This is a genomic window from Nocardia brasiliensis, from assembly GCF_011801125.1.
In the GTDB taxonomy this organism is placed as follows: domain Bacteria; phylum Actinomycetota; class Actinomycetes; order Mycobacteriales; family Mycobacteriaceae; genus Nocardia; species Nocardia brasiliensis_C.
In genome coordinates this window covers 5,825,592-5,837,981 of record NZ_CP046171.1, presented here as the reverse complement: position 1 = coordinate 5,837,981, position 12,390 = coordinate 5,825,592, and the positions used below count along the sequence as shown (strand labels likewise).

General features: G+C 67.5%; 11 protein-coding genes. 6 read left to right on the top strand and 5 right to left on the bottom strand.

Annotated elements, in window-relative coordinates; genetic code table 11:
- Positions 1 to 2: 2 nt before the first annotated feature.
- On the bottom strand, positions 3 to 752 hold the full coding sequence (locus F5X71_RS26490) for an acyltransferase (protein ID WP_029898358.1): 750 nt from the start codon (positions 750 to 752) through the stop codon (positions 3 to 5).
- A 280-nt stretch (positions 753 to 1,032) separates the two neighbouring features.
- Between F5X71_RS26490 and F5X71_RS26485 the strand changes: the two genes are divergently transcribed.
- A complete protein-coding gene (locus tag F5X71_RS26485; RefSeq protein ID WP_238815480.1) occupies positions 1,033 to 2,364 on the top strand; it encodes a PQQ-binding-like beta-propeller repeat protein in 1,332 nt (443 codons plus the stop codon).
- A 73-nt stretch (positions 2,365 to 2,437) separates the two neighbouring features.
- Here F5X71_RS26485 and F5X71_RS26480 read toward each other — a convergent pair whose 3' ends face one another.
- The 3 genes from F5X71_RS26480 to F5X71_RS26470 are packed head-to-tail and all read right to left on the bottom strand — an operon-like array spanning position 2,438 to position 6,083.
- Positions 2,438 to 3,691 (bottom strand): glycosyltransferase family 4 protein, encoded by a 1,254-nt coding sequence (locus F5X71_RS26480; RefSeq protein ID WP_167464451.1) that lies wholly within the window; start codon positions 3,689 to 3,691, stop codon positions 2,438 to 2,440.
- A complete protein-coding gene (locus F5X71_RS26475) occupies positions 3,688 to 5,292 on the bottom strand; it encodes a 1,4-alpha-glucan branching protein domain-containing protein (protein ID WP_167464450.1) in 1,605 nt (534 codons plus the stop codon). Before F5X71_RS26475 ends, F5X71_RS26480 begins: the two co-directional genes overlap by 4 nt.
- The gene (locus tag F5X71_RS26470; protein WP_167464449.1) at positions 5,289 to 6,083 is read right to left on the bottom strand and encodes a class I SAM-dependent methyltransferase; all 795 of its coding nucleotides are present in this window, start codon (positions 6,081 to 6,083) and stop codon (positions 5,289 to 5,291) included. Before F5X71_RS26470 ends, F5X71_RS26475 begins: the two co-directional genes overlap by 4 nt.
- 226 nt (positions 6,084 to 6,309) lie before the next feature.
- Here F5X71_RS26470 and F5X71_RS26465 point away from each other — a divergent pair, with 226 nt between their 5' ends.
- The 4 genes from F5X71_RS26465 to F5X71_RS26450 all read left to right on the top strand — a co-directional run bounded on the left by F5X71_RS26465 (position 6,310) and on the right by F5X71_RS26450 (position 9,948).
- Entirely contained in the window at positions 6,310 to 7,095 is a 786-nt protein-coding gene (locus tag F5X71_RS26465; protein WP_167464448.1) for an electron transfer flavoprotein subunit beta/FixA family protein, read from the top strand.
- 36 nt (positions 7,096 to 7,131) lie between these two features.
- Positions 7,132 to 8,088: an electron transfer flavoprotein subunit alpha/FixB family protein gene (locus tag F5X71_RS26460; protein ID WP_029898373.1), complete on the top strand. Its 957-nt coding sequence runs from the start codon at positions 7,132 to 7,134 to the stop codon at positions 8,086 to 8,088.
- A 211-nt stretch (positions 8,089 to 8,299) separates the two neighbouring features.
- Positions 8,300 to 8,797 carry a DUF4365 domain-containing protein gene (locus tag F5X71_RS26455; RefSeq protein WP_203218212.1) on the top strand — a complete coding sequence of 166 codons (498 nt, stop codon included), beginning with the start codon at positions 8,300 to 8,302 and terminating at the stop codon, positions 8,795 to 8,797.
- A complete protein-coding gene (locus F5X71_RS26450) occupies positions 8,794 to 9,948 on the top strand; it encodes a hypothetical protein (RefSeq protein ID WP_167464446.1) in 1,155 nt (384 codons plus the stop codon). The genes F5X71_RS26455 and F5X71_RS26450 overlap by 4 nt, the downstream gene beginning before the upstream one ends.
- Before the next feature lie 44 nt (positions 9,949 to 9,992).
- Here the strand turns inward: F5X71_RS26450 and F5X71_RS26445 are convergent, their stop codons facing one another.
- On the bottom strand, positions 9,993 to 10,850 hold the full coding sequence (locus F5X71_RS26445; RefSeq protein WP_167464445.1) for a LysR family transcriptional regulator: 858 nt from the start codon (positions 10,848 to 10,850) through the stop codon (positions 9,993 to 9,995).
- A gap of 111 nt (positions 10,851 to 10,961) precedes the next feature.
- Between F5X71_RS26445 and F5X71_RS26440 the strand changes: the two genes are divergently transcribed.
- Complete coding sequence (locus F5X71_RS26440; RefSeq protein WP_167464444.1) at positions 10,962 to 12,254, top strand: NAD(P)/FAD-dependent oxidoreductase; 1,293 nt, start codon at positions 10,962 to 10,964, stop codon at positions 12,252 to 12,254.
- The last annotated feature ends 136 nt before the right edge of the window (positions 12,255 to 12,390 follow it).

Genomic DNA, 12,390 nt, shown 5'->3' with positions numbered 1-12,390 from the left:
GGCTACGCGGTGGTGGTGGCGCCGTTCTTCTTGCGCTCGATGTCCTCCAGCGCGGCAAGGTACTTGGCGCGCTCCTCGGCACCCGCCTCCCACGCGGCCTTGCGGTTCTTGACGACCTTGGCGGGCGCGCCGACGGCGATGCTGTAGTCGGGGATCTCGCCCTTCACGACCGCGTGCGCGCCGAGCACGCAACCGCGACCCACCCGGGTCTCGCGTAGCACGGTGACCTTCGCGGCGATCCAGGTGTCGGGGCCGATGCGCACCGGGCTCTTTACGATGCCCTGATCCTTGATCGGGAGCGTGATGTCGTCCATCTTGTGGTCGAAGTCGCAGATGTAGCACCAGTCCGCGACCAGCGTGGACTCGCCGATCTCGATGTCGAGGTAGGTGTTGACGACGTTGTCCTTGCCGAACACCACCTTGTCGCCGATGCGCAGCGAACCTTCGTGGCAGCGGATGGCGTTGCCGTCGCCGATGTGCACCCAGCGGCCGATCTCCATCCGGCCGAGTTCCGGGGTCGCGTGCACCTCGACCCGCTTGCCGAGGAAGACCATGCCGCGCAGCACGATGTGCGGGTTGGCCAGGCGGAACTTGAGCAGCCGGTAGTAGCGCACCAGATACCAGGGCGTGTACGCCCGGTTGGCCAGCACCCAGCGCAGCGAGGCCACCGTCAGAAAGCGTGCCTGCTGCGGATCCCGGCGGCGCGATCCCCGCCAGCGCGAGCGCAACGGCGCGCCCCACATGCTCGTCACGTACGGCTCTCCTGTCCTGGTCCAACGACTGGTCGCGCGCCGGGGCGGCGACGAGACAGAGCCTAGTTGGCGTGGTCGGACGCAGTCCATCCGCAGGCCACCTGCCCCGGAACCGCACCGCGTGACCGAGGCGCGGGTGGGGCTCCCGTACAGTGGCTCCGACGCCGCGGGCGGCGTCCCGGAATCCACACGCGTACACCCGAAACCGGGTTGCTGCGCCGAGTGTGGGTCGACACCCTTTAGTCTCGTCCGAGCGGAAACGACGACAGGAGTGCAGCAGGTGCGTAGCGGCGGCATACTGGCCAGTTCCCGGTGGCGACCGTCGCGGGTGCGGCTGGCCGCGTCGCTTGCCGCGCTCAGCGCGCTGGCGCTGACCGGCTGTGGCACCGATGTCGACGACATCACCGTGGGACCGGGCAAGGGCTGGCCCGCCGCCTTCCACGACGGTCGCAACGCGGGCACCAGCCCCGTCGCCGGCGCCAAGAAAATCGCGCTGAGCTGGTCGCGCCCGATCGGCGGGCCGATCGCCGAGCCGGTCACCATCGGACCCGACGGGCAGTTCTTCCTGACCACGCTCTCGCGCGACTGCGTGCTCTTCTCCGGTCAGATGGCCACCGGACGCAAGCGGTTCTGCGGCAAGCTCGGTCCGAGCGCGATCTCGGCGCCGAGCGTGGTCGACGGCACGACCAACGTCTACGTCGGCGACGACGACGCGGTGAACTCCTACAACTATCTCGGGCAGCCGCGCTGGCGCACGCCGATCGGCGGCACCCCGGTCTCGCTGCAATTCACCGGCGACGGAAGGCTGCTGGTCGTCACGCAGTCCGGCCAGGTCGACGTGCTGTCGCGCCAGACCGGCGAACGGACCGTCCCGAGCACCCAGCTGCTCGGCGAGCCGGACTTCCTCGAGTTCCCGAACCTGACCAGGCCCGCCGCGGGGCAGGGGCTCGACGACTGCGTCACCGGCGGCCCGCAGTGCCCGGTCGCGAACATCTCCGCCGTCGACGCCGCGAGCGGCCGCTTCTTCGTGACGGTATGGAAGCCGGGGCAGCCCGCCGCCGCCCTGGTCGCACTGCGCTACGCGGACAACAGGATTCAGCAGGAGTGGAGCGCCGAGATGCTGTCCGGCGGCAGCGCCACCAGCCCGGTGCTCTCCAGCGACGGCAAGACGCTCTACGTCGGCGACAACAGCAAGCGGCTGATCGCGGTGGACACCGCCGACGGCCGCACCAAGTGGGTGCACCAGCTGGAATGGGCTCCGCGCGGCGGCATTTCGGTGTCCGAGGACGGACTGATCCTGCCCGCGGGCGACGACGGCTACCTGCTCGCCCTCCGGGACACCGGTGACGCACCGCAGATCGCCTGGGAGCGTAAGGATCTCGCACTGCGCGGCACCCCGGTGCAAACCGCGGGCGGCACCGGTTACACCACCGCCGCGATCGGTGACGGCCTCAATCTGATCACCTTCGATACCGAGACCGGCGCCACCATCGACTCCGATGTGCTGCCCGGCGCCCAGGGCAGCACCACCGGCACCTCGATCGGCCCCAAGGGCGAGGTCGTCGTCGCCACCCGCATCGGCGAACTGTTCGTCTTCCGGCCGGAACGCTGAGAGCAGGCCGCGCGCTTCCTTCGAAAGGCTGCGCGCGTGCGGGCGAAAGCCGTTGCGCGCCAGGTCAAGCGGGTTACTTCGGGTCGCGCTCCGGGAGAGGGCGCTCGATGATGGTGGGGCGGCCGAGTGGGTTGCGTACGCGGCGTTTGGCGGCGTGGTAGACCTGCGCGGTCTCGGCGGCCACCACGTCCCAGGCGAAGTCGGCGGTGAGGCGCTCGCGGGCGGCGTAGGCGCGGTCCTGGGCGGCGGCCGGGTCGTCGAGAGTGGCGCGGGTCGCCTCCACCAATCCGTCGACGTCGGCGGGTTCGAACGAGGCGCCGGTGACGCCGTCGATCACGGCCTCGCCGAGTCCGCCCGCGGTGGAGGTGATCAGCGGCGTGCCCGCGGCGGCGGCTTCGAGGGCGACGATGCCGAAGGGCTCGTATCGGCTCGGCAGCACGATGGCGTCGGCGCCGTGCAGCCAGCCCAGTAATTCGGTGTGGTCGAGCTGGCCGGCGAAGGTGACCGCGCGGGCCACCCGATGCACCCTGGCGCGTTCGCGCAGCCATTCGAACTGGGTGCCGACGCCCGCGATGGTGAGCGTGGTGCCGGGGTGGGCCCGGCGGATGCGCGGCAGCGCGGCGATCGCGTCCTGCACGCCCTTCTCGTATTCGAGGCGGCCGACGTAGAGCAGCCGAGGCGGCCCGGTGCGCGGCGAGCGCGGCCGAAATGTCCAGGCGCCCACGTCGATTCCGTTGCGGATCACCGTCATCGGCACCCGCTCCGGCCCGTAGAGCCGCTCCACCTCGTCCTGCATCGAGGCCGAGCAGGTGATCAGCGCGTCGGATTCGTTGGCCAGCCACCACTCGACCGAGTGCACCTGCCGGTTCACCTTGCCCGCGACCCAGCCGCTGTGCCTGCCCGCCTCGGTGGCGTGGATGGTCGAGACCAGCGGCACGTCGTAGTACTCGGCCAGCGCGATACCCGGGTGGGCGACCAGCCAGTCGTGCGCGTGCACCACGTCGGGCACCCAGCCGTCACCGATGCCCGGCTTGCCGAGCGCGATGCCCGCGCGCACCATCGCGTGCCCCATCGCCAGCGTCCAGGCCAGCATGTCCTCGCCGAAGTCGAACACCGGCGGATCCTCCGCGACGGCCACGACCAGCACCCCCTCGGCGATGAAGGAGTGGGTCGGATGGGTCGAGGAGTCGGTGCCCGATGGCCTGCGTGCGAGCACGACCACCTCGTGGCCCGCCTTGGCCAGTTCGGTAGCCAGGTGGTGCACATGCCTGCCCAACCCGCCGACCACGACCGGCGGGTACTCCCACGACACCATCAAAATCTTCATGCATGTCCTTCTGCGGTGGACCGTTCATCGGGGCCCGATCCTGCGTCGGCGGCGTGCTGGGCAGGCACTGCGACGTGCGTTCCGGTTCCGGCGCTCGCGAGCCGCCGGGCGTCCACACCGGGGAACAGTCCGTCAGCCGCCCCCCATCCTGCCGCCAACTGCCGTGCTTTGGCGACTTGGTCCGCGCCGACGGCAGCCGCGATCTCCCGCACGGCGTGCGCGTGCTGGTGTGCGCGCTCGCGCGCGTAGCCCGCGGCGGAGTCCTTGCTGACCATGAAGGCCCAGTCGCTGGACACGGTGAGGATCGCCTCGCGCAGCAACTGGTCGGCAACGTGATCGCGCAGTCCGCGGCCGCCGTCGGCGGCCCGCATCTTGTCGATGGTGTCCAGGGCGAGCCGCACGATGTCGGCATTGAGCTCGACCAGATCGCGCACCTGGTCTCCGGCCCACACCCGCCAGTCCTTGCCCGATCCCCACGACGAATCGGCCAACGGCACAGGCGCACCGACGAATCCGCGTTCGCGCGCGTCGGCGAGGGTGCCTACGGTGATGCCCGCCTCGGGCAGCGCCCGCAACACCTGGGCCAACCACTGCGGGCCCTCGTGCCACCAGTGGCCGAACAATTCGGTGTCGAACGCGGCCACCACCAGCGCGGGCCTGCCGATCCGCGCGGATTCGCCGATCAGTCGCTCGCGCACCGTCTGGACGAAGTCGTCGACGTCGCGACCGACCGCCGCCGCGGCGAGCTCGGGGTCGTAGGGCGCCTTGTCCGGACCGGCCACCGTCTTGCCGGTGACCCGCGCGGGCTTGAGGCCGGTCGCGTGGTCGTAGTGATGAAAGTCACGGTAGGCGCTCTGCCCCGGATAGCCGGACTTCGGCGACCAGACCCGGTAGCTGACTTGCAGATCGCGGCCGAAGGCGACCACGTCGGAGTCGCGCACGGGCCGTCCGAGGGTGGTGTCGCCGCGCAGCGCGGGCCCGTCGACCATGAAATGGGTCACACCGGCGGCCGCGTAGCCGAGCTCCATGCCGGGGGTGTAGCCGCACTCCGGCGCCCAGATGCCGGTGGGAGTGTGGCCCCAGCGGTGCCGTGCGTCGCCGAGGCCCTCGTCGAGCTGGAATTGGCGCAGCCGGGGATCGAGCAGCGGCTGGAACGGGTGGGCCAGCGGTCCGCCGAGCAGTTCGATCGCGTCGGCGTCGATGAGTTCGCGCCAGACCGGTGCGGCGCCGTGCCGCCAGCGCGTTTCGAAATCCGCGAGAGCCGCTGTGGCCAAACGATGTTCGTGCCTGCCGAGCGCGTGGTTGCCCGCCATCGCCGCCTCGTCGGCGCGCAGTTGCCAGTTGCCGAGCCAGTGGTGCATGCCCGCCAGGCAGTGCGGGTCGTCCAGCTGCGCGGCGAGCACCGGCGTGATGCCGAGGCTGAGCAGGTGCGAACGCCCTTCGGCGGCAAGGGTTCGCAGCACCTCGGCGACGGGAAGGTAAGAGGCGGCCCAGGATTGGTAGAGCCATTCCTCGCCGACCGGCCAGCGGCCGTGGTGCGCCAGCCAGGGCAGGTGCGAGTGCAGTACCAGGGTGAACTGGCCGGGAACGGTGCCGTTCAAGGCTTCACCGCGATGGCGACCAGGTCGAGGCTGGCATCGATGTCCTCGGCCCGCAGCACGAAGTCGGCGGTGGTGACGGCCGCGACGTCGGCGGTCAATTCCGCGGGCCAGGGTTCACCGGCAAGCGCGCGTTCGATCTGGGCATCGATGAACGAGCCACCGTGCTTGGCGTCCAACGCTTTCAGGCTCGGGCCGTGGTGCACGCCGGTGAGCTCGGCGACCTCGAATCCGGCCTCGACGAGCAGCTCGGTGAGCTCGGCGGCGTTGAGTTCGCGGGTGTGGAACGGGTTGAGCGGGGTGTCGCGGCCGGGGGAGAAGGTGATCCGGTTGGGCGTGCTGATCAGCAGTTCACCGCCGGGACGCAGCACCCGCAGGCATTCCCGGAGGAACTGTGCTTGATCCCAGAGGTGTTCGATCACTTGGAAATTCACCACCACGTCGACCGAGGCGTCGGGCAGCGGCAGTGCCGCGAGGTTGCCCTGGATCATCTCGACCCTCGGGTAGCGCGCGCGCACGTGCTCGACCGCGCTGGTGTCGTAGTCGACGCCGGTGACCTTGGTGGCCACGCCCGCGATCATGTCGGCGCCGTAGCCTTCGCCGGATCCGGCCTCCAGCACGGTTTTTCCGGCGCATCGCGGCAGTAGTTCGGCGTAGGCGATCTCGTGCCTGCGGAACCAGTAGTTCTCCTCGGCGATGCCGGGTACGGTTCGCTCGCCGGTCAACGGCAGCGGTTCGGCGTCGTTCGTGCCGGAAGTCTCGGCCACTGCGGCAGGGGTCACAGCCTCGCTCATCACTCGCACGTTACTGGTAGGTCTGGTTGCCGGGCACTCGCACCCGCCTCCCCGAGCCGGCGCACCATAACGCTGGGGGTGGCGTTGTGAGAGAGAAGCGGATAAGTTACCCATGGGTAACTTAGCGTAGGGTAATGTCACGCCCGAGCTACTCACACGGACGTACGGCTCCCCGCTCGTGCGACCACCCACACGTGTAACCAGAACAGGAGGTCGACGAAGACCGATGCCGAACATCGTCGTACTCATCAAGCAGGTTCCCGACACTTGGTCCGAGCGCAAGCTGACCGACGGTGACTTCACCCTCGATCGCGAAGCCGCCGACGCCGTCCTCGACGAGATCAACGAGCGCGCCGTCGAGGAAGCGCTGCTGATCAAGGAGGCCCAGGGCGGAGAGGTCACCGTGCTGGCGGCCGGTCCGGATCGCGCCACCGAGGCCATCCGCAAGGCGCTGTCCATGGGCGCCGACAAGGCCATTCACATCAACGACCCGGCGATCCACGGCTCCGACGCCGTGCAGACCGCCTGGGTGCTGGCGAGCGCGCTCGGCCAGGTCGAGGGTGTCGAGCTGGTCATCGCGGGCAACGAGGCGACCGACGGTCGCGCCGGCGCCGTGCCTGCCATCATCGCCGAGTACCTCGGCCTGCCGCAGCTGACGCACCTGCGCAAGCTCACCGTCGACGGTGACAAGATCACCGGCGAGCGCGAGACCGACGACGGCGTGTTCAAGCTGGAGGCCACCCTCCCGGCGATCGTCAGCGTCACCGAGAAGATCAACGAGCCGCGCTTCCCGTCCTTCAAGGGCATCATGGCCGCGAAGAAGAAGGAAGTGCAGACCTTCACCCTCGCCGACCTGGGCGTCGACCCGTCGACCGTCGGTGTGGCGAACGCGGGCACCGCCGTCAGCGCGGCCACCCCGAAGCCGCCGCGCACCGCGGGCGAGAAGATCGCGGACGAGGGCGACGGCGGTACCAAGATCGCGCAGTACCTCGTCGGTCAGAAGATCATCTGAGTCCGCCGGTCCGAGACTGCTTAGGAGAGAACACAAATGGCTGAAGTACTTGTGCTCATCGAGCACGCGGACGGTGCGATCAAGAAGGTCAGCACCGAGCTCCTGACCGCCGCCCGCAACCTGGGCACCCCGGCCGCCGTGGTGCTCGGCACCGCGGGCACCGGCGAGAAGCTGGCCGACGCGCTGGCCGCCGCCGGCGCGGAGAAGATCTACATCGCCGAGTCCGACGATGTGGACAACTTCCTGGTCACCCCGAAGGTCGACGTGCTCGCCGGCCTGACCGAGCAGGCCTCGCCCGCCGCGGTCATCGTCGCCGCCTCGGCCGAGGGCAAGGAGGTGTCGGGCCGCCTCGCCGCCCGCATCGGCTCCGGTCTGCTCGTCGACGTGATCGACGTGAAGTCCGACGGCACCGCCGTGCACTCCATCTTCGGTGGCGCGTTCACCGTGGACGCCAAGGCCACCGGCGACGTGCCGGTGATCTCGGTGCGTCCCGGCGCCATCGAGGCGTCCGCGCAGGCCGGCGCCGGTGAGAAGGTCACCGTCGACGTGCCGGCGCAGGAAGACGGCGTGACCAAGGTGACCTCGCGCGAGCCGGTCGTCGCCGGTGACCGTCCTGAGCTCACCGAGGCGACCATCGTCGTGTCCGGTGGCCGTGGTGTCGGCTCGGCCGACAACTTCTCGGTCGTCGAGGCGCTGGCCGACTCGCTGGGCGCCGCCGTCGGCGCCTCGCGTGCCGCGGTCGACTCCGGCTACTACCCGGGCCAGTTCCAGGTGGGTCAGACCGGTAAGACGGTCTCGCCGCAGCTCTACATCGCGCTCGGCATCTCCGGTGCCATCCAGCACCGGGCGGGCATGCAGACCTCGAAGACCATCGTCGCGGTCAACAAGGACGAAGAGGCCCCGATCTTCGAGATCGCGGACTACGGCATCGTCGGCGACCTGTTCAACGTGGCGCCGCAGCTGACCGAGGCGGTCAAGGCCCACAAGGGCTGATCGCGGCCGACCAAAGGCAGTGGCCCCGACTGAAGTTCAGTCGGGGCCACCTCTTTCGTTGCAGTGTAGTCGGGTGACGTGAGCAGCTAGAGTTCGCGGAACATACGTACTCAGCAAGTCCGAAGGGGACACCGGGAGGGGCGGCATGATTGAAGGCGGTGAATGTCTCCGAGCTCGGTCTGCATCGTTGAGCCTGGATGGTGGCTTGCCGATGACTGCGCGGCAGGAGCAATTCAGCCTGGCGTTTGTCCGTATGGTGGCTGCAGCAGCTGGCTGCTCGATCAAGAGCCATGAGACAGACTATGACGGCGTCGACATCACGATTGTCGCGTCTGCGGAGTACACAAGGTACTACTGCCCAGAGTTCGAGATGCAGCTCAAGTGCACGACACAGAGTCGGTTACTAGAGGCCGATCACCTGGCGTGGACGCTGAAGCGCGATCGGTTCCTCAAGCTGGTGAGCCCCAAACGATTTGCACCTGCGCTGCTCGGAGTGCTGCTCATACCCGAGAATCCTGACCAGCTACTTGATCTTTCCGAAGCGGGTTTGACCAGCTCGAGCCGTATGTACTGGGAACATGCGAAGAAGCTTGGCGAGATCGACGATGGTAAGGCTAGCAAGACGGTGCGCTTGCCCAGGTGCAACTTGTTTGACGTGAGCAGTCTTCAGGGCATTATGCAGGTAATCGGCGAAGGAGGTCAGTGGTGAAGAAGGCCCCGCTCGACGCTCTGTCCGAGGTCGCCTCTTCGTTGTCGCCGCCAGCCGTGTCACAGTATCTGGCGAGCCATGACTGGCAGCTGGAAGCTCGCGACGACGACGTCAAGGAAATCTGGCGTCTGCCGGGGGAGAGTGGCCCTCTAGGTCGGGTCATGGTGCCTTTGGCTACTGACTACGTCGACTTTCCCGTACGTTTCCGTGACACTCTCCAGGCGCTTGCCACGATCTACGACTGGGATCTCCGGCAATTGGCCGAACGCATCGTTGCGGCGCGTGCCGATCTCTTCTTTGTCCGACTCGATCAAGAAATGACCGACGGGACGATCCCATTTCGTCAGGCAGAGACGACGTTGGAAGCGCTGTTCACGATGTTGAGGGCGGCCGCGACGACTGCTGATGATCCGACCCATTCGCACCGTGGTAGGAGATCGGCAACGGTCACCGAGTTCCTCGAAGAAGATATTCGCCTCGGACACACAAAACGTGGCAGCTTCGTATTCACCGTAGTAACTCGGCTCGGCGATGTCGTGACGCCGCACGGGGACGGATCTCCGGCTGTGCCATTTCCGCGTAAGGTGATGACAACGTTGGCTACAGGTCTGCAGTCGACTCGGCAGTTAGCACTCGATTGGGACGAGCGCGCTCTGGATAATGCTGGGCAGCTGGGGCTGAGTGCCAGTCTGGTCGAGTCGGTCCTGGAGTTGACACAGCCGGAAACGCTACGTGCGCTTGATTTGTCGTTCGATTGGGCGGCAACGATGCCGCCACCTGAGATCAGCGCCTCGCGGATCGTTGTCGATCGCAACGCAATGGCTGGTTTGCCGCGGGTGCGGGAACGGCTCGTCAGGCGTGAGGAACCGCCCCGCTACATGACACTGCTCGGTACTGTGCGCACGCTCAATCGGGACGACCTAGGCGACGAGGACCAAGAAGCCACAAGCATCGTGCTTTCCACCCATGTGGACGGCCGCCCACGAAAGGTTCACGTACCACTGACTGGTGAGGAATACGTATGGGCGATCCGTGCACACCAGAGTAAGCAGCCCATTGTCGTCTCAGGTGACTTGATCTTCGAACGTGGTGTTTGGCGGCTCACTGGAACAATCAGTGTGGACCCGAGCTTTGTCGATCGTCAGCCCTGAGCGCGCCCGCCAAGAGTTTGGCGGGCGCGCTGGTAGGCGCGGATTCAGTTGCGATGCAGTCCCGCGAGCAGTGTGGTGAGGATCGGTGAGCGGCGCACGTCGCTGCGCAGCACCGCCGAGACGGGGATGCGCAGTTTCTGTTCGGCCAGCTTCAGTACGACCAGGCCCTCGGTGGAACTCTCCGCGTAGAGGACGGTCCACGCGTCGGGGCGGTTGATCAATTCGAGCGTTGCGGTGTGGTCCGGCGGGATCGGCGGGCCGAAGGTGGGGCCGGTGGGCAGCTCGGCGAACGCGGACCGAATCACGGTGTGCAACAGCACCTGTTCCTGTTCCGGCGGCAGCAGCAGCGGGTAGCGGCTCAGGTCGGACAGCGTCACCGTGTCCCGGGTGGCGAGCGGATGCGCGCTCGAGGTCGCGATCACCAGGTCTTCCACCCACAGCTTCTCCACCTCCAGTCCCGGCTGATCGACGCTGCCGCGGATGAGCGCCAGATCGCAGTCGCCGTCGGCGACCGCGGTGATCCGCTGACGGAACGGTTTGATCACGAATTCGATCTCCGCCTCCGGGTGTGTCGCCCGCGCGCCCGCGATCGCGGACAGTGATCTGGTCGCGAAGGACATGTTCGCCGCGAGCCGGATGCGCGGGCCCACGGTGCGCACCGCCGCCCGGATCGCCGATTCCAGGCTCAGCATCTGTTTCGCAAGGGGAAGTAGCCGTGCGGTGGCGTCGGTGGGTACTACTGATCTTGTCGACCGCTCGAACAGTTGTACGCCGAGGTCGCGCTCGAGCCGGGAGATCTGGTGGCTGATCGCGGACTGTGAGATAAAGCACCGTGCGGCCGCTCCGCTGAAGCTGAGCTCCTCGCAGACGGCGACGAAGTAGGTGAGCTGCCGAAGTTCCACAGCGCCTCCGATTAATGACGGATCGAGATAAGAGTCATCTGCATTATGCGCCCTAACACCTGAAATATCTCGCTTCTGGATGACGGTTGGTAATGAGAGAAGGAGGCTGTCATGCAGTACGTGGATGCGGGAATCGAAACCGCGGGTGTTGTCATAGTCGGGTCGGGGTTCGGCGGGCTGTCCGCCGCCAAGCAACTTGCCAAGTCGGGTATCGATTACGTGCTGATCTCCAGCACGCCGGAGCACCTGTTCCAACCGCTGTTGTACCAGGTAGCGACCGGTGTGCTGGCATCGGAGGAGATCGCCCCGCCGATCGCGGGCATTCTGCGCCGCCACCGCGAGGCTGACGTGCGCCTCGGCAAGGTGGTCGCCATCGACCCGGACAAGGCGATTGTCACCTATGAGCACGACGGCACCCAGCACCGGATCCGCTACGGGTCGCTGATCGCCGCCACCGGTGCCAGCCAGTCCTATTTCGGGCGTGACGATTTCGCCGAGAAGACCTTCTCGCTCAAGACCATCGACGACGCGAAGCTGCTGCGGTCGCAGATCCAGCGCGTATTCGCCGAGGCGGCGAACGCCGACGCGGAGACCAAGCGCAGGCTGCTCAGCTTCGTGGTGGTCGGCGCGGGCGCGACCGGCGTCGAGGTGGCGGGCCAGCTCAAGGAACTGGCGAAGCGGTATTACCACCAAGAGGTTTCGGTCACCCTGGTCGAGGGCGCGGGCGAAGTGCTGCCCCCGTTCGGCGGCGGGCTGTCGGAATACGCGAAGAAGTCGCTGACCCGTTCGGGCGTCGAGGTGCTGCTCGGCACCTTCGTCACCGACATCGAGCACGGCAAGGTGACCGTGAAGGACAAGAGCGGCGTCGAGCACGGCATCGCCGCCGAGACCGTCGTCTGGTCGGCGGGTGTGCAGGCAGGCGGGTTCGCCAAGGTCCTGGCCGAGGCCACCGGGGTGGAGACCGACCGCGCGGGCCGGCTGCTGATCAATCCCGACCTCACCGTCGGCGGGTACGCCGATATCTACGCGATCGGCGACATGACCTCGCTCAACGGCTACCCGGGACAGTCGCCGGTGGCCATGCAGGAGGGCAGGCACGCCGCCGACATCATCCGCCGCAAGAAGCAGGCCGGTACCGCGTTCAAGTACTGGGACAAGGGCAGCATGGCGGTGATCAGCCGGTTCAGCGCGGTCACCAAGCTCACCGACAAGATCACCTTCCGCGGCGTGCTCGCCTGGTTCGTGTGGCTGGCGGTGCACCTGTTCTATCTCGTCGGGTTCCGCAACCGGTTCGCCGCGGTCGCCTCCTGGCTGGTCGCCTTCATCGGCACCGGTCGTCCCGGTTTCGCCGAGGTGGACAAGGCGCCACGCCACGTCGACGCCGAAGAACGCAGCGCCGCTTGACGGTTCGGGGCCGATAGGCCTCGGCACAGCATCGGAAGTCGCATCGCGATTCGCGCGGTGCGACTTCGTGCTGTTCGGCTCCCGTTCGAATCGTGTTCACGGACAACGCCTCCGGCGCCGCGAAACCACATCGACC